Origin of the sequence: Cesiribacter sp. SM1, from assembly GCF_020178975.1 — a bacterium.
In the GTDB taxonomy this organism is placed as follows: domain Bacteria; phylum Bacteroidota; class Bacteroidia; order Cytophagales; family Cyclobacteriaceae; genus Cesiribacter.
Genome location: NZ_JAHXBU010000044.1, coordinates 34,317 through 60,507, shown reverse-complemented (window position 1 = coordinate 60,507; position 26,191 = coordinate 34,317). Strand labels below are relative to the sequence as shown.

Here is a 26,191-nt window from a genome sequence, read left to right as displayed (position 1 = left end):
AGAATATTCTTTCATTTAACACTATTTTTTTGTAAGATTATAACTTAAGCATATGTTGCTTTGCTAAGCAACCGCCTTGTTTTGTGTGTGATGATGTGCATGAATAGCTTATGTTGTTTAGATTGTTTTGGTCTGCCAGGCACCTGCAATCTTTAAAAAGCAGCTGGCTGTTCCGGATTATTAGGCTCCTAAAATCACTATCGTTGGCTGTAGCCCACTGAGACAGTAAATTCATCTGTACCATGCGAACCCCCCTTATACCCTGCCTGCTGCTGATGGCAGGCATTCTGACTGCCTGCACTAAAGAAGGCGCCCCGGAGGCACCCCTGTTCGAACTGCTTTCTCCAAAGCAAACAGGGGTTAATTTTGTAAACAGCCTTTCCGAAAACGATACCTTAAATGTGTTCGATTTCGATTATATGTACAATGGTGGTGGTGTGGCTGTTGGCGATTTTAACAACGATGGCCTGCAGGACCTGTTTTTTACCGGCAACAGTGTTTCCTGCCGCTTATACCTGAACAAGGGCAGCGGTAAACTGGAGTTTGAGGATGTTACTGCTGCCGCCGGCCTAACCACGCGCCAGTGGGCAGAAGGGGTTACCCTGGTGGATATCAACAACGACGGACTGCTGGATATTTACGTATCTACCTCCAGCGGCTATAAGCAGCAGCCCAATGCAAACCTGCTTTTCATTAACAAGGGCACTTCTGCAAACGGTGTACCCCGCTTTGAGGAGCAGGCTGCTACATGGGGCATTGCCGATAGCGGTTACAACACCCTGGCTGCTTTTTTTGATTACGACAGGGATGGCGACCTGGACCTGTACGTGCTCTCTAATTCAGTAGAAGACAAAAACCGCAACAACCCACGCCCCAGGCAGCTCCGGGGAGAGGGCAAAAGCACCGATAAATTGTACCGCAATAACGGCAACAGTACTTTCACCAATGTATCGGCAGAGGCCGGCATTCTGATTGAAGGTTACGGGCTGGGCCTGGCCATCAGCGATATTAACAAAGATGGCTGGCCCGATATATACGCCGCCAACGATTTTGTCTCTAATGATATTCTCTATATCAACAATGGCGATGGCACCTTTAGCAATAAAATACAGGAAATGCTAAAGCATCAGAGCATGAACAGCATGGGTACCGATGTTGCCGATTATAACAACGACGGGCTCTCCGATATCATGGTGGTAGATATGATGCCGGATAAAAACGCCCGGCAAAAATCTATGTTTGCCAACATTAATTACGACAGGTACATGCTGGAGCTTAGCCTTAACTACGAACCCCAGTTTGTTAGAAACACCCTGCAGCTTAACAATGGAACCGGCCCAGATGGTAAGCTTTCATTCAGCGAAATAGGTCAGATGGCCGGGGTATATAAAACAGACTGGAGCTGGACTCCCCTGTTTGCTGATTTCGATAATGATGGTTTAAAAGACCTGTTTATTTCCAATGGCTATGGAAAAGATGTAACCGATATGGATTTTGTCGCTTACAGCACCTCGCTTCGCCAGTTTGGTACCCACGAATCAAAGATTGAAAAGATCCGTGCCGAAATGCAAAAGCTGGTCGAAGTAAAAACCCCGAACTTCATCTACAAAAATAAAGGAGACCTAAGCTTTGCAGATAAATCAGAAAGCTGGGGCTTTGTGCACCCCTCCCTTTCCAATGGTGCTGCCTTTGCCGATCTGGATAACGACGGCGACCTGGACCTGGTGGTTAACAATGTAGATGAGCCTGCTTTTATTTACCAGAACAATGCAGATAAGCTCTTCCCCGGCAACAGCACTAATTACCTAAAGCTCAATATTAAAGGCGACTCCCTGAACAGGCAGGGACTGGGCAGTAAAATTACCCTGCACTATAAAAAAGGAAATACTTCCGAAATGCAGTATTACGAGCATTACCTCACCCGCGGGTATAAGTCTGCTGTTGACAACAGGGTGCACTTTGGCCTTGGTGATGCTCAGGGTGTAGATTCACTGAAGATCCAGTGGCCCGACGGGCGTGAACAAGTGCTGCTGAATGTAAAGCCAAACCAGCTGCTTCAGCTCGACCACAGAAACTCACAGGCTCCTGAAATTCAAAGAAACAGAAGCATTCAGCTGGCCTTCAGCGAAGTATCCGGTATAGGTGGCCTGGATTATGTACACAAGGCCGAAGAGTTTGTAGACTTCAAGATTCAGCCGCTTTTACCGCACAAGCATTCAGAGGGTGGTCCCGGCATTGCCGTAGGTGATGTAAATGGCGATGGCCTGGAAGATTTTTACGTGGGCGGAAATGTAATGCACCCCGGCACATTGTTTCTCCAGCAGCATAAAGGTACATTCTCACAAAAAAAGCTTGCTGCCGGCGGCGAGTATGATGATATGGGCTCCCTGTTTTTTGATGCAGATGCAGATGGAGACCTGGACCTGTACATTGTGAGTGGCGGCAGCAGGCGTACCGCCGGAACAGCTGCCTACCAGGACAGACTCTACCTGAATGATGGCAGGGGCAACCTTAGCCTTAATGCAGAAGCATTGCCTCCAATGCACACGAGCGGATCTGTGGTAACAGCTGCAGACTATGATGCCGATGGCGACCTCGATCTGTTTGTTGGCGGGCGTCTTGTGCCCCAGCAGTACCCCATGCCTGCAAAAAGCTATGTGCTGCGCAACGATGGCGGCACATTTACAGATGTAAGCAAAGAGCTATGCCCCGAACTGGAAAAACTGGGCATGGTTACCGCTGCCTTATGGACAGATGTAAACAATGACCGACTCCCGGACCTGGTAGTTACCGGCGAATGGATGCCCATTACAGTTTTAAAGCAGGAAAAAGGCGCTGGCGGTAAAAGAGCATTCACCAACATCACTCAGGCTGCAGGTTTAGCCAATACCACTGGCTGGTGGAACAGCATTGCGGCCGGCGATTTTAACGGCGACGGCCACATGGACTATGTTGCAGGAAACCTCGGCCTGAACAGCAGGTACCAGGCTTCCGTCTCTGAACCTGTTTCGCTGTATGCCAAAGATTACGACAACAATGGCAATCTGGACCCAATCATGTTCTACTACATCATGGGCGAAAATTACCCCGCGCACCCCAGGGATGCTTTAACCGGCCAGCTCCCCATGATGCGGCGCAGGTTCAAGAAATATGCTGATTATGGCAAAACCCCATACAAAGACTTTTTTGCTGAAGATGAAACAGCAGGTGCTTATGTACTGAAAAGCTATGAGTTCAGGTCTTCTGTGATCAGGAATGGGGGCGATGGTACCTTTACTGTAGCTCCCCTGCCAGCACTGGCACAGCTTGCGCCTGTGTCTGGCATTCTATGCAAAGACTTTAATGATGATGGTTTTACCGACCTGCTCCTGGCTGGCAACTCTTATGCAACAGAAGTGCACACGGGCAGGTATGATGCCTCCATTGGTAATTACCTAGTCGGTGACGGTGCTGGAAACTTCAAAGCTGTAGCAGCTAAAAACAGTGGTTTTTATGTTGATGGAAATGCCAGGGCAATGGCAGAACTTGTTAACCAGCAGGGCCAGTCGCTAATTCTGGTAAGCCAGTATGCCGATAAGCTGAAAGTCTTTGCGCCTGCGCAACAAGCAGCTGTGTTTACGTATCAAGCGGGGCCTATGGACCAACGGGCCGATCTGTATTTAAAGAATGGCACAAAGGTGGTTCATGAATTTTACCACGGCGCCTCTTACCTTTCCCAATCCAGCAGGGTTTTACCCATTAGCACCGAAGTTGACTCTATTGTGGTTTTTACTTATTCAGGCATCAAAAAGGCTTACGCCTACCCCACCAAGGCTACAATTGCTGCTAAACAATAGTCGAAACCATGAATATGCGTGAATGGTGAAATCGCTCTCCGGAATCTGAAACTCCTGTTCCGGCAGGGCTGTCGGATTACGGTAACACTGTAACATAAACAACAGAAACTGCCGCTGCCCCGAAAGCAAACTGTTTTTTTTTAAGCCCGGCGATAAAGCTTAGTAAGTTTAAACCAAACAACTTGCCGTTGTTTGGTATTCTTTTTCTGATAAGAAAAAAGATATGAACCTGAAAAGGCTTAATGCAGCCGAATTGTTTGCCCTCTGGCGTGTTGTTTCGTTTCCAATTATTCTTGTATTCATCTACCTGGGAGACAGGCATGTTACCGCATGGTTGTACATGCTCTTTTTTTCGACCGATGCCATTGATGGTTTGCTAGCCAGGCTGTTTGATATGGAAAGTGTAAGAAGAGCCCGGCTCGATACCCTGGGTGATATACTCTACCTGCTTACGGGCGTGCTTGGTTACTATGTTTTTGAAACCATCCATTTTGCAGAGCACCTCTTCCTGCTGCTTCCAGTATTAGGCTTATACCTCATTCAGTTTATCCTGGCCATGAGCAAGTGGGGCCAGCCCAGCACCTACCACACCCTGCTGGCTAAACTTGCTGCTTTTGTGCAGGTGGTGTTCCTGGTGTGGGTATTCTTTTTTGGAGTATATCAACCACTCTTTTACCTGGCTGTAGGCATTAGCCTTGTAGATGCCCTGGAAGATATTATCATCACTATAATATTGCACAAGCAAAAATCTCATATCCTGGGCCTGCCATGGTTGCGGAAGAAGAAAGAAAAATAAGCTCTGGGGCTGGATTTTCTTTCAGGGGAAGATGCTCAGAAACTATCATTACCTTTGCCTATCAGCAAATTTCACAAAGTACCAGTATGCGCATTATCAAAGAAGTACCGCTGCCCGACATGAAGGTTACCATCTACAACTGGAACAACAAATACCTCTTTAAACTGGAGCAGGGCCTGCTGGAGCAGACTTATAAAATACCCGAAACTGAAATTACCAGCGAACAGGAGCTGGATGTGCTGCTTGGCGAAGCTTTTCTGAACAAGGCACGGAAACGCTTCCGCGACATGATGTCAGATCTGCAGGAAGCGCTGTTTTGATCCTGCCTTTGTCAGAGATCAGGTCAGGAATTTTACAGAAATCAGGGTAATGTCGTCATTGATCTCGCCTGCTGTCCACTCCAGCTTAAGGGCCACCATGTTCTGGATAATGGCTTCGGCTGAGTGCTGTGCACTTTGCAGGTAACGCTTTTGCACAGGTTCAATGCCCATAGGCTTGTGATCCTTATTAAAGAGCTCAATAAGGCCGTCGGAAAGCAGCAATAAGCCGTCTCCTTTTTTCATGTTCAGAATTTCAGTCTGGATATCGAAAGCAATGCTCGAGCCCATGAACGGCCCCTTGAACACATGGATATCCACCTTTTGCTCCTCGGCAGAATAACGCAGCAGTGGCGGCATGCCGGAGGAGGCAATGGTAACCTCATGCCCGCGGATGCGCAGCAGCGTAAGGCCCATATACAGGTTACGCACCTTAAGGTTTCGGATGCCATCAGACATTTGCCGCAGCAGATCGGCAGGCTCCATCTGGTGCCCAAAGGTGTGAAAGTAGCTTTTGGCAACGGCCACCACGGTACCAGCCATTACACCATGCCCGGTAGCATCGCCAATAATAATGTAGAAATCTCCGTTCTCTGTTTCGAGGTAATCGTAATAATCGCCTCCTACCTCTGCATAGGTTTGCAGGTACATCTGCATCTGGATGTGTGAAAGCTTAGGCGGCTGAACAGGAAGCATGGAGAGTTGTAAGCGCTTGGCAGCCTCAATTTCTTCTGCCCTGCGTTTATTCTCCTGCTCAATGTCAATCATGGTAATGGAAGTCTGCAGCTGCATGCGTATCAGTTCACGCTGCCTTTCTTCCAGCAACATCTTTGCTTCGCGCAGCTGGCGGTTTTTCTCTACCAGCTCCTGCTTGCGTTTTTCTTCCTGCTCCTTTTCCCTGGCCCTGAGAACAGCATTTTTTACAGTTGTATAAAAATCCGGACCAATGCCCGACTTCTGTATATAATCGTAGGCGCCGGCCTTGAATGCCCTTGCCGCAATCAGCTCATTTCCGGAACCAGTCATGAAAATAATGCACAGCTGATGGTTAAATTCCTGCTGTAACAGGCTGAGGGCCTGCAGGCCATCCATATCAGGCAGCATATAATCCAGCAACACACAATCTGGCTTATGCTGATGTAAAGCGCTGAAAGCCTCCGATATAGTAGAGGTTTCTTCAAAAGTTACATCACTGCCATTCCCGGAAGCGCCCTTCTGGATAAAGCGCTTCAGGATCTCCCTGTCTTCCCGGTTGTCGTCTATGATTAAGAAGTGCATAGGTTCCGTTTATGCTATTGGTTCCATCTTGAAGGGCATCACAGACACTTCAAGCCAGTACTGTTTTATTAGTTGAACAACATTTAAGAAATCATCGAACTGCTGGGGTTTTCGCAAATAACTGTTGGCACCCCTGCGATAACACTCATTTATATCTTCTCTGTTGCCGGAAGTGGTAAGCACCACAACCGGTATTCTTTTCAGCACCGGTTTGTTCTTGATCCAATCCAGGAACGACCTGCCATCCATATACGGCAGGTTCAGGTCTAACAAAATTAAACACGGATAACGGTCCATCTGCTGTTCTTCTGCCGATAACAGGTATTCAGCGGCTCCCATACCATCGGAAAAACGAACAACAGGCAAGCTTATACAACATTTGCTGAAAGCCCGCTGCAGGATCAGGAAATCTTCATCACTGTCTTCTACTACAAGAATATAGGATTTCATCCCTGCTTTAACGTGTTTATGTGCATTTTAAGGTTCAAGTGTAAAGTAGAAAGTTGTGCCTTTTTCTTGTTCAGATTCCAGCCAGATCTCGCCCCCATGCCTTTCCACCAGTTTTTTTACAATTGTAAGCCCTACACCCGTTCCCCCACCAAAGGACTGGCGGGCATGCAGCCTCCTGAAGATACTAAACACAGCATCAAAATGCTGCTTATCTATGCCAATACCATTGTCTTTTACATAAAAAACCTTTCTGCCTTCTTTGAGATCAGCACGTTCCTGCGCAAACCAGCCTACTACTATCTTTACTTCCTCGCAGTTATTGTACTTAATGGCATTGGCCAGGAGGTTCTGAAAAACTTCATGCACCAGCAGCTCATCGCACTCCACTGCAGGCAATTCTTCTGCAATTGTAATAGTAACCTTTTTGCCTACCAAACGCGACTGCAGCGAATCCTGCACCGATTCCAGCACTTGATTCAAGTCTACAGTGGTTTTCTGCAGATCGGAACGCCCAACCCTTGAATAATGCAACAGCGAATCTATTAACTGCTCCATGCGCGTACTTAAGCGCATGAGTGTCGTTAGCTTTTCCTTGCCTGCATCATCCAGCTTATCATAATAATCTTCCAGCAGAAACTGGCTGTAATTATGTATGCCCCGCAGTGGTTCCTTTAAATCATGAGAGGCAATATAAGCAAAAGAGTCGAGTTCGCTATTGCTGCGCTCCAGTTCCTTGTTAAGGCGGGCCAGAATGCCTGCCCTGAGCTTGAGCTCTCCGGATATCCGCAGCACTACATCTACCAGCACTCCTCTGATTTCTTTTGCAGCACCAAGCTCCACAGGAGTCCAGGGCAACGAGGCTCCGCTCACCTCCTCGGCCCAGACTGCAAATGATTTGCGCGGACTTAACTGCAGTATGCCATCCGCTCCCTTTTGCTCATCTTTTTCAGGGCGGCCGGCCCAGCGAACGGTTTCCAGCACCTCGGGCCTGAACCAGAGTATGTACTCCCGCTGCACCCGTGAAATATTAATGGCAAGCAGCCCGCTGGCTTTGGCTTTATATGCAGCTGCGGGAGCATACAGCTGCGAAAGTGAACGGGTGCTGAATACATCTTCCTGTACCTCCTGCTGCAGCCAGCCTATGAGCTGCAGTATCTGCTCCATTTCGGGCGTGTCGCCCATGGTATAAAAATCATCACCAAAGCAAATAGCACAACCAGTACTGGGTATCAGGTCTTTGATCGTAGGGTTCTGGGCCTGCAGACTAAGTGCATAGTTTTCTGAATGCGAGATACGCTCCAGCAGCCTTGTCTGCATTTCCCTTACATACCTGAGGTAGCTTTCTTCTTCAATGCGCAGTTTATCCTGCAGAATGGTGGTAAAGCTGCGGCCAAGCAGGTAGCAAGTCTCCTGAAGTGCGTAAGAGAGCTGATAAGGCTCCCGGTGATGGCAGGCTATCAGGCCCCAGAGTCTGCCATTCAGGATCAGGGAAACAGACATGGAGGCCTGCACACCCATGTTCTGCAAATACTGCAGATGTATGGGTGATACACTTCTGAGAATACTTAGTGATAAGTTTAAAGCTTTGCCTGTAGCAGGATTCTCCCGTGGCAGCAGTGCCACAGGCTGGTAGCGGGTATCAGGAATGATCCTTAAGGGGTTGTGGAGGTAAAGCAAGCGTGCCTGCGCAGGAATATCAGAGGCAGGATAATGCAAGCCCATGAAAGGCTCCATGCCCGCAGCACTTGCCTCTCCTACCACCTCACCATGCTCATCATCATGAAAGCGGTACAGCATAACCCGGTCAAAGCCGGTAAGGGACCGCACTGCTTCGGCAGCCTTCTGGCAAAGCTCGTCTACCCCTGTGCTGGCCTGCAGCTTCTGCAGCATTTCACTGTACTGAGTTACCGTTACCTCCCTGGGTTGGCGTGCACATGAAAGTATTTCCAGTACAAAGCACTGCTCGTTCCGGTGCAGCACTACTTCGCAGGGCGCATCAAACCCTTTTAACGACAGATTGAAATTATGTTTGAAGGTAAGCGTTGCTATCTTTTTGCTTACCTGTTCGGCCAGTCCTTCTCCAATTATCTGCTCAAGCTTTTGCCCCAGCAAATCGGCAGGCTTACTGCCAAAGAATTCTTCTGCATTTTCACTGATCTGGCAAACTACCAGGCTTTCGTTAAGCACCATCAGCAAGCCGAATGGTTGTATAGCCCCCGGCACATGTATAGGTTCCCTGTCGCAGTTGGTGAGGTCTACAGCACTATTCAAAATAAAATTAGAACCATCGAAGAGGTTGAACACACTACCCTGCTGCATATATCATTGAAAATATTAGTACTGGTATAGCAGAATTATACCAGATAACTTCTGCCAAACATCAAAAATAAGGGACCGCACCAAAAATAACACAAAATCTTCACCATTTGAACCTGCAAAAACCGAATTATCAGCAGCTATTTAGCCAATTGTAACAGCTGCAGCTCATCAGCATTGAACCTTTCCTGCTATACAAGCCCCTGTTCTCTCATTCATAAAGCTGAAAAGCAGTGCGAACGGTATTGCAATGTGCATCAATAAGTTCTGATAAGGATGAATGGTAGCCGCCGCCCAGCGTTACCACCACAGGTAGCCTGTTGTCTCTGCAATAGCGAAGCACAAGCCTGTCGCGTTGGCGGCAGCCCTCTTTGCTTAGCGACAGCCTGCCCAGCCGATCACCTGCCAGCACATCTACGCCTGCCTGGTACAGCACTATATGGGGCCTGAACTGCTGCACCACATCCAGCATTTGCTGCTCCAGCAGCTGCAGGTATGCAGCATCGGCCATGCCAACAGGCAGCTCAACATCCCTGTCCGACTGCTCTTTCCGCAGCGGATAGTTGTTTTTGCAATGCATGCTGAAGGTAAATACCCCCGGTTCCTCCCTGAAGATACTGGCAGTTCCATTGCCCTGGTGTACATCCAGATCCAGGATGAGCACCCGCATACCGGCCTCCTGCTGCTGCAGCCATGCGGCAGCCACTGCAAGATCATTCAGGAGGCAAAAGCCCTCAGGCCTGCCCGCAAAGGCATGATGGGTGCCACCACCCAGGTGGATACCAATACCACTTTGCAGGGCATGCCGGGAGCTGATGAGTGTGCAATGAACGCTGTTCTGCGCCCTTAGCACCGTTTCTGTCACCAACGGCAGGCCCAGCTCCCTTACAGCTTTGGGTGGCAGGCTCAGTGCTTTTGCCTGCTCCCAGTATTGGTAAGTATGTATTCTTACAATATGTTCCTCTGGGCAAAGGCCGGGATCGAGCAGCTGCTCAGGCTGCACCAGCCCTTCGTACAATAGCTGCTCCCGCACCAAAGCATATTTAGCTATTGGAAAGCGATGGTTTTCGGGCAGCGAAGGGTAATATTGCCCGGTGTAGGTTAGCGGCAACACACTACCACTCCAGTTCTTCCTTGTTCAAAAAAGAGGAGATACCCCTGCGGCAGTCTTCCGTAGCCCGGGCAGCGGCATTTTGCTCTGCTGCATACTGCAGGGCCTCTTCCAGCGGCAACTCCTGTACCCTGGCTATCATTTGCTTGGTTAAAGCCATAGACTGTCCACTGTTTTGCGTACACAGCATGGTGGCAAATGTTTCAACCCGCTGCTGTAGCATACCGGTATCCACCACTTCGTTTATAAGGCCCCACTGTGCTGCTTTATCGGCAGTAATCAGCTGGCCGCCGAGCAACAATTCTTTTGCCCTCCCCTCTCCTATTTTTCTAAGCAGAAATACCTTAACGATTGCCGGTATAAACCCGATCTTTACTTCGGTGTAGCCAAACTTTGCCTCTGGCACAGAAAAAGAAAAATCGCAAACAGTTGCCAGGCCACAACCACCAGCCAGTGCATGTCCGTTTATGGCTGCTATTACAGGCTTGTTTAAGGTGTAAATCTGATGGAAGAGCTGCATCAGGTGCTGGCTGTCGGCCAGGTTTTCTTCAAAGGTATTGTTTTGAAGCTGCTGAAGATAAGCCAGGTCGGCACCTGCACAAAAAGCCTTTCCCTCGCCACCCAGCACGATAACCTTTACGGCACTATCTGCTGTAGCCTCCTTAAAAGCCTGCTTCAGCTCCGATACGGTTTCGGCATTCAGTGCATTCCGTTTTTCGGGACGGTTTAAGGTTATGTATGCAATGCGGTTTTGGATGTGGTAACGTATTGTATTCATAAAGAAATAATAAATGCGCCTCTGTCTGAGGTTACATAAAAGGGTAAATCTAAAGAATTTGCTGCAGAACTAAACTGCTGGCGGTACCAGCGGCTGTTGGAGGCATCCAGCACCAGGTGCCGAACCTTAAAGGCCTGCTGAAGAAACTCCGGAGCAAGCCGGGGGCTTTTCCTCAGCAGCAGCACATCTACTTCAAGGGGCTCATCGGGAAGAAGCAACGGTTTTCCTCCCTCCACCACAGCCACTGTTATTCCATTCCAGACTAAGAGCTGTACACCTCTTATGCTTTGTGAGGGCAGCTGAAAGTCCCGGGGCAGTTGCTGGTGCACCGGGCTGGATGCTACCCCAGCTGCTATGCGGGCAGGCTCTACATGAAATCCCAGCTGCTGCTCTGTTGGCAACGGGCCTATGGGCAACAGCAGCTCCTCCTGCCCATGCACAAACTGAAGGAGCGTATGGCCGGAAACCTGGTAAATGGTAAACTGGCGCTGGTTGCGGAGCTGGTACGTTCTGTAAATACCACTACAGGCCAGCAGCAATAAAAGTGAGAAAGTAGCACCCACCCAGAAGAAACTTCGGCGGCGCAGCAGCACCAGCAGACTGATGATGCCTGCATAAAGCAGCAGTGCATCCCAGCTGTTGATGAATGCCAGCAGCCTGCTGGCGGGCAGCTGTCCGGTAAGGTTCACCCAATCGTTCAATCCTATGGCCAGGTGCATCACAACCCAGCCGATCAGTACATTTAGCAGGGGCAGCCAGTGCAAAAGCAGCAGCACCAGTGTGGCAGCAAGAATAAAGAAAGCCAGGGGAACAGCCAGGATGTTACTGATAAAAAAGTAGGTAGGAAACTGGTGAAAATAGTAGAGGCCCAGCGGAAAGGTAGCCAGCTGTGCAGCAAGGGTTACAGTAAACAGCTGCCATAACTTTTTCAGAAAAGGATGCTCCGGCTGATACCAGCGCACAATCCGGGGCTGCAGGTATACAATGCCGATAACTGCCGCATAGCTTAGTTGGAAGCCTACCTGCTTTATCAGGAGGGGATTGATCACTAACAGCAAAAAGGCAGAAAATCCAATTGAGTTGTAGATGTTGCCCTTTAGTTTGATGGCCTTACCTGTGGCAATAACAGAGAACATCAGGGCTGCCCGCATGGCCGAGGGTGCAAGGCCTGTAATCCATGCGTATATCCATAATACCAGCAGGCAAAGAGCAAGCCAGCAGAGGCGCTTCCAGAGGCCCCGCTGAAAATAACGAAGGAGGAACAGCAAAAAGCTGTACACAATGCCCACATGCAGCCCCGAAACGGCCAGTACGTGCATCACTCCTGCATCTGCATAGGCCTGCCGCAAACTGCGGTCAAGCCCGGCACGATGGCCCAGCACCATGGCACTCACCACCCCTGCAGCCTGCAGATCTGTAACATAGCGCCTCACTACCTGCAACAGGTACTTTCTGCTGCCCAGGGCAGTGCGCTCCAAAGCCGAAAGTGTATTTATATGTTTACTCAGGGGCAGCACTGCCTGTGTAAAAAGCTGGTAGTGTATTCCCTGCAGGGCCAGGTAATCTTTATAGTCGAACTCCTGCGGGTTGAGAGGTGCGGGCACCTCCTGCAGCTGTCCTTTTACAAACAAAAGCTGGCCGGGCACGGGCGGGTCTGTTACCGCAGTTAGCGGAACCGTAAGCAGGGCCTCTGTTTTGTTTATAGCCCCGGCTGTATCCCACACACTGGCCCTGAACCGGTAGCTCCTGGCTGTCTGGGCAGGCTCCTCCTCTACCGAAGCAAACCATACACCGGCAGTGGCATCTGCAGGCGCTACTACCTCCAGCGAAATTGTGGTACGCCAGTAGCCAAAGCACAGGAGCATGGCAAAAGCCAGAATTCCCCATAGCAGTTGCGCAACAGCACTGTTCTTTTTCAGTAAAAAAACCAACAGCAGTAAAAGCACTGCTGCAGTAAGGGCAACATATAATGCAAGCATACCCCAGCCCCGGAAGTAGAAAGCAGCCAGAACTCCCGGAATAAGCCACAATACGTATCGAATCCATGGAAAAGCCAGCCAGTGCTGCATGTAAAACAGTTTTGTTTAAGAAAGAAAGGGTATCTTCTCAACCTTTTTGGCAGCTTCAGGTTTTAAAATGGAACTTGTTTAGAATCATATGGAAATAGCCAACGCATCAGAACTTATTTTAGACAAACTGGAGAACTGGGCCCGCGCCATTATACACATGCTGCCAAATTTTGCCCTGGCAGTGCTAATTGTAGTAGTTGCCTACCTTATTGCCCGCCTGGCACGTAAACTTGTGGCAGGCCTTATGCACCGGGTAACGCCGCAGCGCACCCTCCAGCACCTGTTAGCGAACATAGCATTTGTTGCCGTTTTATTGTTTGGTGCTTTTATTGCACTGGGACTGCTGCAGCTGGACAAGACTGTTACCTCCCTGCTGGCAGGTGCCGGTATTATTGGCCTGGCCCTTGGCTTTGCTTTCCAGGATATTGCCGCCAACTTTATGTCTGGCATCATCATGGCCATTCGCATGCCCTTCCGCGAAGGCGACATTATCGAGGCAAAGGATAAAATGGGAATCGTAACAGACATGAGCCTGAGGTCAACCATTATTCGTTCCTTTCAGGGCCAGTACCACATTATTCCCAACAAGGATGTTTTTCAGAACATCATCACCAACTACAACACCTATGGCAAGAGAAGGGTAGATCTGCCGGTAGGTGTTTCCTATGGCGACGACCTGGAGAAGGTAAAACAGGTGGTGCTTAATGCAATTAAAACCGTACCGCAGGTAAGGCAGAACGATCCTATTCAGCTTTTCTATAAAGAGTTTGGCGACAGCTCCATCAACTTTGAGGTTAGGTTCTGGGTAGATTATAAGTTACAGCCCGACTTCCTGGAGGCGCAGAGCAATGCGATCATGGCCATCAAGAAAGCCTTCGACGAGAACGACATCATGATTCCATTCCCAATCCGTACGCTGGATTTTGGTATCAAGGGTGGAGAAAAGCTGGACAGTATGTGGCCTGCAACCTTTCAAAATGGTAACCGTTAAAATACGGGAGAACCAATTTTTTTGGATATTATGAAACGCAATAACATTTTTAAATCCGCAGGTACTCTTTTAGTTGCTGGTATTTTTGCAACTACTTTTGCCGCCTGCGACGGCGATACAAACAGACAAAAAGGCTCAACTTATGAAGGAGCTGAAGAAATAGTAGAAGCCGAAGAAACAAGAATAAATCAGCCAACTGTAGAATACGAAAACGGAGATTATAACATAGACCAGGAATATGCTTACGAAGACCGTGAGCTGGTAAGAAACAGGCTACGTCAGGATATTGACCGTGCAGACCGCTCCCTGGAGCAGATCGAAGCTGATATGGAACGTGGCGGTGAAAACGTAGAAGCCCAGACCAGACAGGAGTGGGAAGAAAGCAAACAGGCTATACAGCGCGAGCGCGACAGGTTAAGCCAGCGTCTTGACGAAGTAGAAAATTCTACTGAACAGAACTGGGAACGTGTGCGTAACGATGTAAACACCACCCTGCGTGACTGGGAGCGCGAGTGGGACAATCTTAGAAATAAAGATGTAGATGTTGATGTAAATGTGCGTGATGAAGGCACTGATCAGTAATCTGCACAGAGACAGAGATTAAACTTTTAGAGAACTACTCCCTTATCTGAGGATATCTCTCTAAACCAAAAGAAGAGCAATGCCAAGCATTGCTCTTCTTTTTTATATTGATATTATTTTTTCATGAGATAGTGCCGTATGCCACATTCCAGGAACTCCGGCCCATCAGGCTTAAAGCCAAATTTAGAGTACAGGGGCATTGCGGTTATTTGGGCATGCAGGTACAGGGTTTTGCCATCAGCATCGGGCTGTGAGGATATATCATCCAGCACCTTTTGCACCAGCGCAGCCCCTGCTCCTTTGCCCCGCTGCTCCCCGAGTACGGCAAAACGTTCCAGCTTTATACCTTTAGGGGTATACCGCCAGCGGGCAGTGCCACAGGGCAAACCTTCGGCAGTGTAGGCCAGAAAATGACGTGAGCTTTCTTCAAACTCATCGTACTCTTCCTCGGCAGGTACCTCCTGTTCTACTACAAAAACCTTACGGCGAATTTCGAAAGCAGCATCCAGCTGCTGCTGGTTAGCTACCTGTTTTACTTGCACCATAGCTATTACCTCTTCCGGATTCGCCTACATCAGCTTTATCGTAAGCGTCGATAATTTTGCGTACCAGCCTGTGGCGTACCACATCTGATCCTTCCAGCTGTACAAATCCTATGCCTTCTACGCCAGCCAGAATGTTAAGCGCCTCTATAAGTCCGCTTTTTTGCCTGCTGGGCAGGTCAATCTGGGAAACATCACCGGTAACAATCACTTTAGAATTAGGCCCCATCCGCGTCAGGAACATCTTTAGCTGCATAGGGGTGGTATTCTGGGCTTCATCCAGCAGAATATACGCATTCTGCAGGGTACGGCCACGCATATAGGCAAGTGGCGCAATTTCTATGATGCCATTCTCCTGGTAAAACTTAAGTTTTTCTCCGGGAATCATTTCATGCAGGGCATCATAGATCGGGCGCAGGTAAGGATCAATTTTTTCCTTAAGGTCGCCCGGCAGAAAACCAAGACTCTCGCCAGCCTCTACCGCCGGGCGGGTAATGATGATCTTTTTAACCTGCTTGTTCTTAAGCGCCTTAACCGCAAGGGCAACAGAAACATAGGTTTTACCGGTACCCGCGGGGCCAATTACAAACACCAGATCATTGTTTATAACAGCATCCACCAGCTTTTGCTGGTTAGGCGTTTTGGGCTTGATACCAAAGCCGCCGGTGCCGTAAAGCAGCGTCTGGTCATTGGCATTGTCAAGCACTGTCTGCTCTTCCTGCTGCAGGTAGGTTTGAACGTTATCGGTGGTTACTTTACCGTAGCGGTGATAGTGCTGCAGCAGGGAGTTCAGGATATCGTTAATCTTCAAAATTTCAGGCGCAGACCCCCTTATCCTAATCTCATTTCCCCTGGAAACGATCTTACTTTTAGGGAAAGCCGCAGCTACTTCCTGAATATTTTTATTTTCCACTCCCAGGAAATCCGGCAGCGAAATGTTCTCTAACGTAATGACTTTTTCTACCAAAGGCTATCTAAATAAATTGGTTGCTCAAGTTCTAAACCTCTACAAAAATCAGTAAGTTTGTTTTCTATCAAATCTACGAAATAAATCCATCTTCGGCTATGGCAATAATCACATTTATGTCCGACTTCGGCACCACAGATCATTATGTGGCAGCAGTGAAGGCGCGCATGATGGCCATCCGAACCGATCAGATGATCGTAGACATCAGTCATCATATAGAACATTTCAATATAGCACATGGTTCTTTTGTGCTTGGTAATGTTTTCCGTGAATTCCCTGAGGGCAGCGTTCACCTGGTAGCCGTACATGCCACCGGTAACCTGGGCGAGCCTTATATAGCCATTAAAATGGAGGGCCACTATTTTGTTGGTACTGATAATGGCTTGCTTGGCCTGATCAGCGAAAAAGAGCCTGATGAGATTGTAATACTGGGCCATACCGAGGAGGAAAAGCAACTGGCACGCAACACCACCTTCCCTGCCCGCGACATACTGGCACCAGCCGCGGCACTCCTGGCGCAAGGCACCCCGCTTAGCAGCCTTGGGGAACCTACCCAGTATTTTAACCGGATGATTCCGCGCAAGCCAAGGCTAAGCAAACAGCTTATTGCCGGCCATATTATTCATATCGATCATTATGGCAACCTGGTGACCAATATTGTGCAGCATGAATTTGAGCAGCTGGTAACGGATAAGTTCCGCATTAAGCTGGGGCGTGAACAGATCAATAAGATCCACAAGACCTACAACCTGGTAGACGCCGGCGAACTGTTTGCCGTGTTCAACAGCATAGGTTTGCTGGAGATTGGCGTTCACAGCGGGCATGCTGCAGAATTGCTGGGAATGGAGTATGATAGCCCCATTCTGGTACACATTGCCACAGTTGATGAAGGTGACAGCATGCTAAAAGACAGCACCCGCAACAGAGGGCTTCGCCGCAGCTTCTAATTATTTCCGATTTATTCCAATTCTTCAGAGTTGCGTGTTGGATAAGGCTACCAAAGAGTGTAGTTTTGCGCCAAAACTGTTTAACCATTCCTACTGCTTATGGTAATCCGCGTAGTACGCATGTATTTTAAAGAAGAGCACATTGAGGATTTCCTGAAGCTTTTCAACGATACCAAAGACCGTATCCGGGCCTTTGACGGCTGCCTTAGGCTGGAGCTGTTACAAGACCACGGCCAGGAACATATATTAACAACCTACAGCTACTGGCGTGACCTGAAAGCCCTGGACAATTACAGGCATTCTGCCCTCTTTATGGAGGTGTGGTCACAAATGAAGAAATACTTTGCTGCCAAGCCTATTGCCTTCTCCTGCAAGAAAATAGTGGAAGTAGATGGGCAGGAAGCGCTACAGGAAGAAAAAGCTGAAAATTAAACCTACTCTGTTTGCAGAGCAGGCGTAATATCTATAGTTTTGTAAGCAACCAGACGCATGCCTGAATGGCGGAACTGGTAGACGCGCACGACTCAAAATCGTGTTCCTTCGGGAGTGCCGGTTCGATTCCGGCTTCAGGTACCATAAAGCCTCACGCAAGCTGATATCATAGCTAGTAGTGGGGCTTTTTCTGTTTACGAACAACAACCGAAACAACAATCATCATAGGCAATAGCATTTGGGTGTTTACGGGCTGGCTTGAAAGCTAGCATTTTTAGAGTATGCCAGCGTTCCGGAATGTACCTGCTTCGCCTAGCGCAGGCGGCAAGGTTCTCACACTAAAAGTAGCTGTCCTTAAAAGCATAAAAAACAGAGAAAAAGGCGCCCTGAAGGTGTCTTTATCTTTGCTATGCCCCATAGAACCGCAGCTGTGATAAAATTTGAAATATTTTTTTATGAGCTGTTTTCCAAAAGCAGTGCTTCAGCAATATATTTTGTTTTAGTATACAGGGAGCAGGCTGTTTAGCTTTTCAGGTGTTAAAGGTTTTTGCTTAAAATCATCTGCCTGCGCTTTAGCCTTAAAAGGTACTGGGGTATCAAAAACTTTAAGGTGAGAGAATTAGTCATCATTAGGCACCGCTGAAGGACGAAAGCCCAGGGCTTATACTGATTATACATAGTCCTTCATCCGGGCAAATCCAGAATATTTTTTTTGAGCACTCATTTTTTAATTGCCATGACTGAACAACCTTCTGATATAGCCCCAGAACTTTTTTCGCCTGTACGCACTGAAGGGAATCATACAGAGCTTTTTGTGGATGGTCCTGATTCTCTTGCAATGCTCCTGAGAGAGATTAAGCAGGCCCGCCACTACATTCACTTCCAGGTTATGCTGTTTTACAGCGATGAGGCTGGCTTCAAGATAGCAAAGGCACTGGCTGAGAAGGCTAGAGAAGGCGTAGACGTGAGGGTGATGAGTGATTCTGACATGAGCAGCATTGTTCGGATGCTGGAAAAATACCGCTCATCGGGCAGCTCTGACTTTTCTGACTTGAAAGATCTTTTTGTGCAAGCAGGTGTAAAATTCGTTGCCTCCGACAAAGAATCCTATAAGATGGATAACTGGGACGAAGAAAGGGCCAAACTGCGGAACAAGGGTGTGCCGGAAGAATTTCTGGCGATGCAGGATGTTATTCAGCAGGGTATTACGCTCAATGCCGATACCCTGGATCATAGAAAGATATTAGTTTTTGATGGTGAGAGTGCCGTAATAACCGGTATGAATATTGGTAATAAGTACCTCTATGAACAGTCGCCGGCAGACGAGCAGGAAAACATCGGGGAAATGTGGCATGATGGTGCAGTACTGATCAAGGGGCCATGTGTGGCTGTACTGAACAAGAATTTTGCTTCTAAATGGATGGTACGGGGTGGCGATATTTTTGACTTCCGGAAACGCCACAACAGCCAGGAAAGCTATGGCAATGATGTTTGTACCGTCTTTGGCTATTTTCCGGGCATGAAGGAGAATCATATCAGGAACTACTACCTGCAGAAGTTAAAAGAATGCAAAGGCACTTTTATTATCGAAAACCCTTATATAAACGACGAGCATTTCTGGAAGCAGTTATCTGAACTGAAAGAGGAGCAGGCAAGAAAGATCGTCCTTATCAACCCATACAAGGCCAAGGGGAATGATTATATGCAGAATGAAAGTGCGATTCAATGCCGCATGTGGGAGCCCTTACAGAAAGGAGTATCCTTCTACAGTTACAGAAAAAGAATGACGCACTGGAAAATTGCACTGGATGTAGCCAATAATGAAGTGTTCTTTGGTTCTTACAACTTAAACCACAGGAGTGCCCTGCACGATTTTGAAGTAAATGTACTGGTGGAAAGCCCTCAACTGGCCAGGCAGGTACTGGCAATGCTGAAGCATGATATAGAAGATGCTTCTGTTAAGATTAGCGATGCCAGTGAATTTCACCAGCACCCGCACCTGCACCCTTCCTGCCTGCTGTTGAATGCAACCGAATATTTTGAATAAAAGAAGCTATGCTTTGCCGCAATGGCATTTATTACAAAAATGCGGAAGAATGGTAAAGTAAGCCCCTGCTGTGTGGCCGGTGCACTAAACATTGCTTTTATCGAGGCAGCGGTAAACATACTGTCTGTTCTTAAGAACAAGGTTTAGATTGGGCTGTTTATCCTTGTGCAAGAGAGAAGGTTTAATATTCAAAGCTAAAGAACATGAGCAGCAGGTCGGCAGAGCAGGTAATTGAGGAACATAGTGCTTCCGGTAAATATGTAAATGTAGACGGGGTAAAGACCTTTTACCTTGACCGTGGGCAGGGAGAACCTGTTTTCTGTATTCATGGAGTCCCCACTTCTTCTTTTCTGTACCGCAAGGTACTAAAAGAGCTGGAAGCAAAGGGTTTGCGCGGTATTGCCATTGACCTGCCCGGGCTGGGACTCTCTGACAGACCCGAAGATTTTGACTACTCTTTCCCAAACTTTGCCCACTTCTGCGCCCGTGCAGCCGAGCAGCTGGGTTTAAAACGCTATCACCTAGTGATACATGACATTGGAGGCCCTATTGGTTTTGCCCTGGCTGCCCAAAACAGGGAAAAGATCCTGTCACTCACCATTCTCAACACCTGGATAGAGGTAGATAAATTTCAGAAGCCCCTGCCCATGCGCCCATTCGAAAAGCCTGTACTGGGCGAGGCACAGCTGGCTGCTACCACCCACACCACCTGGCAGCTCCTGTTTAAAACCATGGGTGTTTCCAATTCCGATCCCATTCCAACAGAAGAAATCAACGCTTATGTTGACCTGTTGAAACGGGATGATGGAGGGAAAGCCTTCCTGAAAATCATGCGCAATTTTGATCACTCCGCTGCTTTTCGGGAGCTCTGCCACAAGGCTGTACAGGATGTGCCTTATCCGGTGCAGGCCGTATGGGGTGCCGAAGATCCAGCCCTGGATTACGAACGCTATGGTGAGGAGATCAAACAGGTAGCCAGGCTAAAGGAAGTACACAAGCTGCCTGCCAAACACTTTCTGCAGGAAGATCAATGGAAGGCTATTGCAGCAAATATTGCTGCAATAGCCACAAAAAAATAGGGGTATTCCAGCAGCCGGATGTGTCCATAGATTACCCCTGGTTTTAGGGGTGATTCATGATGATGCAACCTATCCAGTATGGCTTCTATTACATTAAGCCAATCCTAATGCTATTCTCCCACTCATTCATGAGAGGGAAAGGAAAAGGCGGCAAACTTGTATTCTTCTGTTAATTGGCACCAGCCACATTACCAGCCCCGGCGTAAGGCTTACCGTTTATTGTTACATTTTCAAACTCCATATCTTTTACATGATCTGCCTGTACCGGAATTTCCACACCATTGATGGTACAGTTGATCAGCTTTAAGTTTTCTACAGGAGACTGTTCATAGGCGTTTACCAGCACCCCGTATTTACCGCCATTCTCCACCTGCAGATTTTCTACTATGATGTTCCGGATCGTGGGGATATGAGCACCCTCCTCTTCATAAAACATATTGCATTTCACAGCAGCTTCACGATAGGTACCTACTTTTACATTCCTCATGAAAATGTTTTCTACGGTACCGCCTCTCTGCGAGCTGGTTTTGATTCGCAGTACCCTGTCGAGGTTCGGGCTGTCCATGGTACAGTTTTGTGCCCAGATGTTGCGGGCACCTCCTGAAATTTCGCTGCCAATAACCACACCACCATGTCCTTCTTTCATGATACAGTCTTCTATGATTATGTTTTCTGATGGTCGGCCAATTCTTCTGCCATCTTCGTTTCTGCCGGATTTGATCGCGATGCAATCATCGCCAGTATCGAAATAGCATCCCCTGATCAGCACATTTTTGCAGGATTCGGGATTACAACCGTCATTATTCGGTCCCAGCGATTCTACCCTGATGTTCTCTACTGTTACATTTTCGCACAGCACCGGGTTTACATTCCACATGGGCGAATTAATAAGTCTGATGCCGCTGATCAGTACATTTTTGCATTTGTAGGGCTGCACAAACTGCGGACGCAGGTAATGACCGGGACCGTATATCCGCTGCTCTGTCGGAACTTGTTCCCGGTTTTGCTGATGCAGCAGTGCACGTGCAGGATTCTGCCTTCCCAGACCTTCCTTCCAGCCGTACTTTCTGGCTCCGCACCAGTACCACCAGTTGTCGTTATCTGAATTTCCATCCAGCGTTCCATTGCCGGTAACTGCTATATTTTCCTGCTCATAGGCATAAATGAAGGGCGAGTAGTTCATCAGCTCCATGCCTTCCCAACGGCTAAACACCACAGGCAGATAATCGGCTGTATCGCGACTGAACAGGATCGTAGCATCATCAGTAAGGTGCAGGTTTACATTGCTCTTCAGGTGAATGGCTCCAGTTAACCAGGTCCCTTCCGGCACTACTACCCTGCGGCCGCCACTATCGTGGCAGGCTTGTATGGCCTGTTTAAAGGCTTCAGAGTTTTTTGTTTTACCATCTCCTACTGCGCCAAAATCGGTGATCAGGAAATCTTTATCCGGAAACCGGGGTGCATTGATCTGGCTTCTGACGGTCTCCAGCCCTGCCCAGGGGTCATCTGCATCTGCTGCAATACTTTCGCCAGTACTGCTACGCTGCTGCTCCGAGCTCCCGGAGCAGGTGGCCATCAGGCCCAACACTGCTAAGCAGCTAAGGCCTGATAACCATTTCTTAAGAATGGTAAATTTCATAGGTTCATTCATCTTGTTTCTTTCTTATTTATCCAGTTCAGGATTCGCCAACAGAGCAGGGCCAGTACCTTATAGATTATTTAACCCTTTGGCCAGGGCATACACAACTCTACCATTTACAGGGCTTTCTGCGCCGCTGCTGCTGAATTTGCTGCTAAGGCAAAGAGGAGCAGGCGGGACAGCAAACCCTCTACCCCAATGTTACTATTACACTTATTAAACTCGTATTTTATGATAGACAGCATGTTGTCTGTTTCATTAAGCGTTCAGGGCATTTTATGCAGTCCTTCCCAGCGAACCTTCCAGCTACCGTCTTTAGGGAAGCCGGGGGCATGGAGATCGGGAGCACCGTCCCAGCCGGCAGCCATCATGCCTACTGCCGTGAGGAGACCTCCGTTTCCTGGCAGATATATGCGAAGCCTTTTGTCCTGGTAATTATGCCCGTTGGGCAGGTAAGTGTTCTTTTGCAGGTTCATGAAGAGGGCATCAACTGCTTTTTCCGGCATGTGAAGGCGGGCTGCATTCATGGCCATCATGGGGTAATCCCAGCCCCAGGTCGATTCCCAGTCCCATCTTTCCAGTACTTTATGGTGAGTGGCCTTCATGACTGCGGTATCTATCTGATCATAATGAGGCAGCATACCAAAAGTGCCCAGCACAATGGGGTGGTCTCTCATGTATTCAGGATTGGTGTAAGCATCGGGATGCGCAGCCGTGGGAAAGAGAACACCGTCTACAACCGGAAGGGGCGCTAACTTATCCAGCACTTCCTGCCACTTTTCATTTGGCTGCATGCCAAGGCGCGCTCTCCACTGCTGGGCCATGTTAAGGCCAAAATGCCAGTAAGCCAGTTCAAAAGGAGGGTCCAGGGTTTCGTTCGATGGCCACAACTCCTGCGCAGGCTTTACAGGAGCACAGAGATGGTAATAGCCGGTTTGGGGATTGTACTGCGGAAAAGAGGCCATAAAATCAGCTGTTTCAAATACCAGCTCCTTGTATTTCTCCAGGGTCTCTGCCGTAGGATGCTGCCGGTAGATCAGTTCTGTGAAGTATAAAATGTGCGGTTGCTGCCACACCAGGTATGGCGCTACGCTGGAGGGACTTTCATCTCCGTAGGGATCGGTCATTTTCTGCCACCTCGCCCCGCTAAAACCCTGCATTTTTGCCACAGCCTTTGCTTTTTCCAGGGATTTAAAATACCAGGGGAGTGATTTTTCCAGCAGAGGCAGGCGATCCCAGAGAGCGAAATGAACACCGTGCCACCAGTGCATTTCAACATGAAACTTGCCATACCAGCTGTTGAAGGTAAGACCGGTTTCCTGCGGCGGCAGCGAGCCTGCACAGTTAATCCTGGTAAGATACTGCGAAAGAACCACTCTTCTTTCCAGCTCATGTGCCCTGGGGTCGGTAGATCCTGAAAAGTCCACTACGCCACCTTCTGTCCAGAATTCCTCCCATCTTTTTTGGCTGTTACTCTGGGTAGCCGAAAAGTCAGCCATTTTTGATTTAGCCGCTTCCTTATCAAAAAGAACACTGAATTCAAAAGTACCCTCCGAAGAAGCAGGCGTCAGCTCAAAAGAGTGCTTTGCTTTTTCTATAAGCTGTCCGCCCCTGCCCCACTGTATGTGGGTGTAGTAAAGGGTGGTATCCAGCTTCCGCTCCAGCTGTGCTTTGTTTTCACCTGTGTTTGTAAGCCTGGTGGAGTGGGCGTCGGGCTGACTCCAGTCATAGCCAGGGCACACGTGGCAGCCAGAACCATAAGGAAATTTAAGTGTAACTTTCAGGCGGTTTTGCTCAATGAGCGGAGAGCTGATGCGGGCAGCAACCTGGTCCTGGTCCTGATGGCCAAAAAGCTCCACCGTCACAGGAACTCCTTCTACTTCGTAGCGGCTCTTAATTTCGCCCGTCCACATGTTCAGCTCCTGGTTTATGTTTTGAAGATCGTGAACGGACGCCACTTCTCCGTTTTCCTTTAAAAGCTGGAGCCCAACTACGCCTAAATGTAAGCGATGTGGGTTTGTTCTGAGCCAGTCGGCAGCCCTTTGCTCCCGGCCACCATTATGCTGCACCGGATGCGCAATAATGTTGCCGGTACAGGAAGTGTCGTAGCGGTAGGTTTCTTCTACCCTATAATGCTGGTCGGTAGGAATTACATGCCAGCCCCACTGCGACTGTGTACCAAGCGCAACGCCTCTTTCGTAATATTCAGGAAAGCTTTGCAGGCCGCTTACATCTACCGTAAAGGCAAACTCCCCATTTCCTACAGAAAGGGAAGCCAGTGTATCCGCACTATTCAGCTTTACACTGTGGCGGGTCACCAGCGCCTGGCGGTCAATTTTGTCTGTTTCAGTATTGCTTAACTCGCTGGTAGTACAAGCACCAATATGGAGAGCAAAGGCTGCCAAAAACACCCACAGCCCCCTTTGGGCAGAAAAGGTTTTCCTTGTCATTATTATTTTGCACTAAAAAATTATTCAATTTTAATGGCCTGAAGCCTGTTTCTTTCTTTCTACACAAGGCTCACCCCATCCGTTCTATTACTTTATAGCCGTCACAACATGGGTTTTGCTGTAACGAACGCTTTTCTACAGAAGGGAGTCAGCCTCCTTCTGTGCACAGGAGAAGGGGCTGAAAAGGCAAATGGCTGCTCCTGCGGCTAAGCCTGCCCTTGTTATAAAAGCCTTGTAGTGTAACTCCTCACCTATCCAATTTTAAACACAAAAGTACTGGAGGTCATGTATGCCCCTCCCTGAGTAGTCAGGAACAGGTAAGCAGGCTTTCCATTCTGCAAAAGCAACTGCGGCCGCTCAAAGCGCCCGTATTTCGACAGGTGCCTGGGCGCAGGCGGTTGCCTGAAATAATGATCCGTTTGATAATAGGCGATCTGTGGTTCACGCCAGTTGATACCATCTTTCGATTCTGTGTAAAGGCCATACTGATGATTGAAGATGCCCATATCGCGCATTACCATTTTATATTTATCCTCTTCAAACCACACATAAGCATCCTCTGCCTGCACGTTTTTTCCCGGTCGATTTGAGTAATCGATCACAGGGTTGCCTGCATATTTTACATAAGGGCCCTGCAGGGATTCAGCAATGGCAAGTCCATACTTTCTGTTGCCCCGCACTTTGGGATCGGTATAATTTTCATATTCTTCCGTATTCCAGGATTTATAGTACAGTCGGTACTGCCCTTCCGGGCTTTTTACGAAAGATGGGTTAGAGGTACAGTGGCTATCCCATGCCTTATCGTCCTTGCTGGCATCTATTAAAAAATGGTCCGGACGCTTCCAGGGGCCCCATGGGCTGTCTGCAACTGCAAGTCCTACTCTTTTGGTGTCTGTTTTCCTGTTGGCATTGCCCATGTAAAACAGGCAGTATTTTCCATCCACAAACTTTATATGGGGATTATGGCAGGTGGAGCCATCCCAGAAGCCCTCACCGCGTGGCGCTAAGACTGTAGACACATAATTGAATTCAGACTCAGGCGTACTGGCAACAGCATGGGCGATCTCCGATTTATGGATCCACCCTCCCATTCCGTATTCTTTCGGCCATCGGGAGTAAAAAACATGAATCTTTCCGTCCGGTCCTTCAACAGGACTTGTTCCCCATACGTAATAGCCTTCTGTTTCCAGCCGGCGGCCTATGGGCCTGAGCTTTTTGCAGAAGTCAGATTCCATTCCCTCCCCTTCCCCGGGCTTTTTTTGTGCCTGCGCAATCGATTGCACTTTCCGGGCAAAAAAAGGGGAAAGTATTGGAGACAAAGCAAGCAGGGAAAAAAATGACCTTCTGTCCATTGGAGGTTTAAGGGTATTAGTATCTGGTACTGCTAATTACAGCTTCCATAAAAAGAGCGGTAAAATATCATTGCCGTGCTGCCGCGTTACAAGAAAGATGGCCCTTGGTTAATATAAAGTACCACCCTAAAGCTGGTAAGCACAGCCCCACCGTTAAATGACAAGATAAAGAAAAAATGTTCATCCGCCTGACTTCCAACAGAAATTGAGCA

At 48.4% G+C, this 26,191-nt stretch carries 21 protein-coding genes and 1 tRNA gene; 10 read left to right on the top strand and 12 right to left on the bottom strand.

All coding sequences use genetic code 11. The features are described 5' to 3' along the window. The first annotated feature begins 242 nt into the window (after window positions 1-242). From KWJ01_RS08530 to KWJ01_RS08520, 3 genes are all read left to right on the top strand, one after another. The gene (locus KWJ01_RS08530; RefSeq protein ID WP_224996008.1) at window positions 243-3,836 is read left to right on the top strand and encodes a VCBS repeat-containing protein; all 3,594 of its coding nucleotides are present in this window, start codon (window positions 243-245) and stop codon (window positions 3,834-3,836) included. 223 nt (window positions 3,837-4,059) lie between these two features. Next, complete coding sequence (locus tag KWJ01_RS08525; RefSeq protein ID WP_224996007.1) at window positions 4,060-4,632, top strand: CDP-alcohol phosphatidyltransferase family protein; 573 nt, start codon at window positions 4,060-4,062, stop codon at window positions 4,630-4,632. An 86-nt stretch (window positions 4,633-4,718) separates the two neighbouring features. Then, window positions 4,719-4,952, top strand: a complete 234-nt coding sequence (locus KWJ01_RS08520) for a hypothetical protein (RefSeq protein ID WP_224996006.1) — start codon at window positions 4,719-4,721, stop codon at window positions 4,950-4,952. Window positions 4,953-4,970: 18 nt separating this feature from the next. Here the strand turns inward: KWJ01_RS08520 and KWJ01_RS08515 are convergent, their stop codons facing one another. The 6 genes from KWJ01_RS08515 to KWJ01_RS08490 form a co-directional block, all read right to left on the bottom strand. Continuing rightward, window positions 4,971-6,227: a SpoIIE family protein phosphatase gene (locus KWJ01_RS08515; RefSeq protein ID WP_224996005.1), complete on the bottom strand. Its 1,257-nt coding sequence runs from the start codon at window positions 6,225-6,227 to the stop codon at window positions 4,971-4,973. Between the two features lie 9 nt (window positions 6,228-6,236). After that, window positions 6,237-6,677 (bottom strand): response regulator, encoded by a 441-nt coding sequence (locus KWJ01_RS08510; RefSeq protein WP_224996004.1) that lies wholly within the window; start codon window positions 6,675-6,677, stop codon window positions 6,237-6,239. 27 nt (window positions 6,678-6,704) lie between these two features. Then, the gene (locus tag KWJ01_RS08505) at window positions 6,705-8,996 is read right to left on the bottom strand and encodes an ATP-binding protein (RefSeq protein ID WP_224996003.1); all 2,292 of its coding nucleotides are present in this window, start codon (window positions 8,994-8,996) and stop codon (window positions 6,705-6,707) included. 208 nt (window positions 8,997-9,204) lie between these two features. Then, window positions 9,205-10,107 (bottom strand): histone deacetylase, encoded by a 903-nt coding sequence (locus KWJ01_RS08500; protein ID WP_224996002.1) that lies wholly within the window; start codon window positions 10,105-10,107, stop codon window positions 9,205-9,207. Window position 10,108: 1 nt separating this feature from the next. Next, entirely contained in the window at window positions 10,109-10,882 is a 774-nt protein-coding gene (locus KWJ01_RS08495) for an enoyl-CoA hydratase/isomerase family protein (protein ID WP_224996001.1), read from the bottom strand. Beyond that, the gene (locus KWJ01_RS08490) at window positions 10,879-12,951 is read right to left on the bottom strand and encodes a ComEC/Rec2 family competence protein (protein WP_224996000.1); all 2,073 of its coding nucleotides are present in this window, start codon (window positions 12,949-12,951) and stop codon (window positions 10,879-10,881) included. Before KWJ01_RS08490 ends, KWJ01_RS08495 begins: the two co-directional genes overlap by 4 nt. An 88-nt stretch (window positions 12,952-13,039) precedes the next feature. Between KWJ01_RS08490 and KWJ01_RS08485 the strand changes: the two genes are divergently transcribed. Continuing rightward, complete coding sequence (locus KWJ01_RS08485; RefSeq protein WP_224995999.1) at window positions 13,040-13,942, top strand: mechanosensitive ion channel family protein; 903 nt, start codon at window positions 13,040-13,042, stop codon at window positions 13,940-13,942. Between the two features lie 30 nt (window positions 13,943-13,972). Continuing rightward, window positions 13,973-14,524, top strand: coding sequence for a hypothetical protein (locus tag KWJ01_RS08480; protein ID WP_224995998.1), 552 nt, complete (start codon window positions 13,973-13,975; stop codon window positions 14,522-14,524). Window positions 14,525-14,637: 113 nt separating this feature from the next. Here the strand turns inward: KWJ01_RS08480 and KWJ01_RS08475 are convergent, their stop codons facing one another. Beyond that, a complete protein-coding gene (locus KWJ01_RS08475; RefSeq protein WP_224995997.1) occupies window positions 14,638-15,069 on the bottom strand; it encodes a GNAT family N-acetyltransferase in 432 nt (143 codons plus the stop codon). Then, window positions 15,044-16,033, bottom strand: a complete 990-nt coding sequence (locus KWJ01_RS08470; protein ID WP_224995996.1) for a PhoH family protein — start codon at window positions 16,031-16,033, stop codon at window positions 15,044-15,046. Before KWJ01_RS08470 ends, KWJ01_RS08475 begins: the two co-directional genes overlap by 26 nt. Window positions 16,034-16,131: 98 nt before the next feature. Here KWJ01_RS08470 and KWJ01_RS08465 point away from each other — a divergent pair, with 98 nt between their 5' ends. From KWJ01_RS08465 to KWJ01_RS08445, 5 genes are all read left to right on the top strand, one after another. Beyond that, window positions 16,132-16,980: an S-adenosyl-l-methionine hydroxide adenosyltransferase family protein gene (locus KWJ01_RS08465; protein ID WP_224995995.1), complete on the top strand. Its 849-nt coding sequence runs from the start codon at window positions 16,132-16,134 to the stop codon at window positions 16,978-16,980. Window positions 16,981-17,079: 99 nt separating this feature from the next. Then, window positions 17,080-17,412: a putative quinol monooxygenase gene (locus tag KWJ01_RS08460; RefSeq protein WP_224995994.1), complete on the top strand. Its 333-nt coding sequence runs from the start codon at window positions 17,080-17,082 to the stop codon at window positions 17,410-17,412. Between the two features lie 59 nt (window positions 17,413-17,471). Beyond that, window positions 17,472-17,556: transfer RNA gene (locus KWJ01_RS08455), tRNA-Leu, on the top strand. A 592-nt stretch (window positions 17,557-18,148) separates the two neighbouring features. After that, window positions 18,149-19,459, top strand: coding sequence for a phosphatidylserine/phosphatidylglycerophosphate/cardiolipin synthase family protein (locus tag KWJ01_RS08450; RefSeq protein ID WP_224995993.1), 1,311 nt, complete (start codon window positions 18,149-18,151; stop codon window positions 19,457-19,459). Window positions 19,460-19,662: 203 nt separating this feature from the next. Next, the gene (locus KWJ01_RS08445) at window positions 19,663-20,538 is read left to right on the top strand and encodes an alpha/beta fold hydrolase (RefSeq protein ID WP_224995992.1); all 876 of its coding nucleotides are present in this window, start codon (window positions 19,663-19,665) and stop codon (window positions 20,536-20,538) included. A gap of 169 nt (window positions 20,539-20,707) precedes the next feature. On the opposite strand, the gene KWJ01_RS08440 is transcribed toward KWJ01_RS08445, so the two are convergent. The 4 genes from KWJ01_RS08440 to KWJ01_RS08430 form a co-directional block, all read right to left on the bottom strand. After that, window positions 20,708-22,177, bottom strand: coding sequence for a glycoside hydrolase family 28 protein (locus tag KWJ01_RS08440; protein ID WP_224995991.1), 1,470 nt, complete (start codon window positions 22,175-22,177; stop codon window positions 20,708-20,710). A gap of 116 nt (window positions 22,178-22,293) precedes the next feature. Further along, window positions 22,294-22,422: a hypothetical protein gene (locus KWJ01_RS27965; RefSeq protein WP_255651046.1), complete on the bottom strand. Its 129-nt coding sequence runs from the start codon at window positions 22,420-22,422 to the stop codon at window positions 22,294-22,296. 21 nt (window positions 22,423-22,443) lie between these two features. Further along, window positions 22,444-24,627: a hypothetical protein gene (locus KWJ01_RS08435; protein WP_224995990.1), complete on the bottom strand. Its 2,184-nt coding sequence runs from the start codon at window positions 24,625-24,627 to the stop codon at window positions 22,444-22,446. Window positions 24,628-24,878: 251 nt separating this feature from the next. Further along, on the bottom strand, window positions 24,879-25,910 hold the full coding sequence (locus KWJ01_RS08430; RefSeq protein WP_224995989.1) for a glycoside hydrolase family protein: 1,032 nt from the start codon (window positions 25,908-25,910) through the stop codon (window positions 24,879-24,881). Between the last annotated feature and the right edge of the window lie 281 nt (window positions 25,911-26,191).

Bases quoted from the DNA above. Each gene is read 5' to 3' on its own strand.
- KWJ01_RS08530 (WP_224996008.1), top strand. From the start codon at position 243: ATGCGAACCCCCCTTATACCCTGCCTGCTGCTGATGGCAGGCATTCTG.
- KWJ01_RS08525 (WP_224996007.1), top strand. From the start codon at position 4,060: ATGAACCTGAAAAGGCTTAATGCAGCCGAATTGTTTGCCCTCTGGCGT.
- KWJ01_RS08520 (WP_224996006.1), top strand. From the start codon at position 4,719: ATGCGCATTATCAAAGAAGTACCGCTGCCCGACATGAAGGTTACCATC.
- KWJ01_RS08515 (WP_224996005.1), bottom strand. From the start codon at position 6,227: ATGCACTTCTTAATCATAGACGACAACCGGGAAGACAGGGAGATCCTG.
- KWJ01_RS08510 (WP_224996004.1), bottom strand. From the start codon at position 6,677: ATGAAATCCTATATTCTTGTAGTAGAAGACAGTGATGAAGATTTCCTG.
- KWJ01_RS08505 (WP_224996003.1), bottom strand. From the start codon at position 8,996: ATGCAGCAGGGTAGTGTGTTCAACCTCTTCGATGGTTCTAATTTTATT.
- KWJ01_RS08495 (WP_224996001.1), bottom strand. From the start codon at position 10,882: ATGAATACAATACGTTACCACATCCAAAACCGCATTGCATACATAACC.
- KWJ01_RS08490 (WP_224996000.1), bottom strand. From the start codon at position 12,951: ATGCAGCACTGGCTGGCTTTTCCATGGATTCGATACGTATTGTGGCTT.
- KWJ01_RS08485 (WP_224995999.1), top strand. From the start codon at position 13,040: ATGGAAATAGCCAACGCATCAGAACTTATTTTAGACAAACTGGAGAAC.
- KWJ01_RS08480 (WP_224995998.1), top strand. From the start codon at position 13,973: ATGAAACGCAATAACATTTTTAAATCCGCAGGTACTCTTTTAGTTGCT.
- KWJ01_RS08475 (WP_224995997.1), bottom strand. From the start codon at position 15,069: ATGGTGCAAGTAAAACAGGTAGCTAACCAGCAGCAGCTGGATGCTGCT.
- KWJ01_RS08465 (WP_224995995.1), top strand. From the start codon at position 16,132: ATGGCAATAATCACATTTATGTCCGACTTCGGCACCACAGATCATTAT.
- KWJ01_RS08460 (WP_224995994.1), top strand. From the start codon at position 17,080: ATGGTAATCCGCGTAGTACGCATGTATTTTAAAGAAGAGCACATTGAG.
- KWJ01_RS08450 (WP_224995993.1), top strand. From the start codon at position 18,149: ATGACTGAACAACCTTCTGATATAGCCCCAGAACTTTTTTCGCCTGTA.
- KWJ01_RS08445 (WP_224995992.1), top strand. From the start codon at position 19,663: ATGAGCAGCAGGTCGGCAGAGCAGGTAATTGAGGAACATAGTGCTTCC.
- KWJ01_RS08440 (WP_224995991.1), bottom strand. From the start codon at position 22,177: ATGAAATTTACCATTCTTAAGAAATGGTTATCAGGCCTTAGCTGCTTA.
- KWJ01_RS27965 (WP_255651046.1), bottom strand. From the start codon at position 22,422: ATGCTGTCTATCATAAAATACGAGTTTAATAAGTGTAATAGTAACATT.
- KWJ01_RS08435 (WP_224995990.1), bottom strand. From the start codon at position 24,627: ATGACAAGGAAAACCTTTTCTGCCCAAAGGGGGCTGTGGGTGTTTTTG.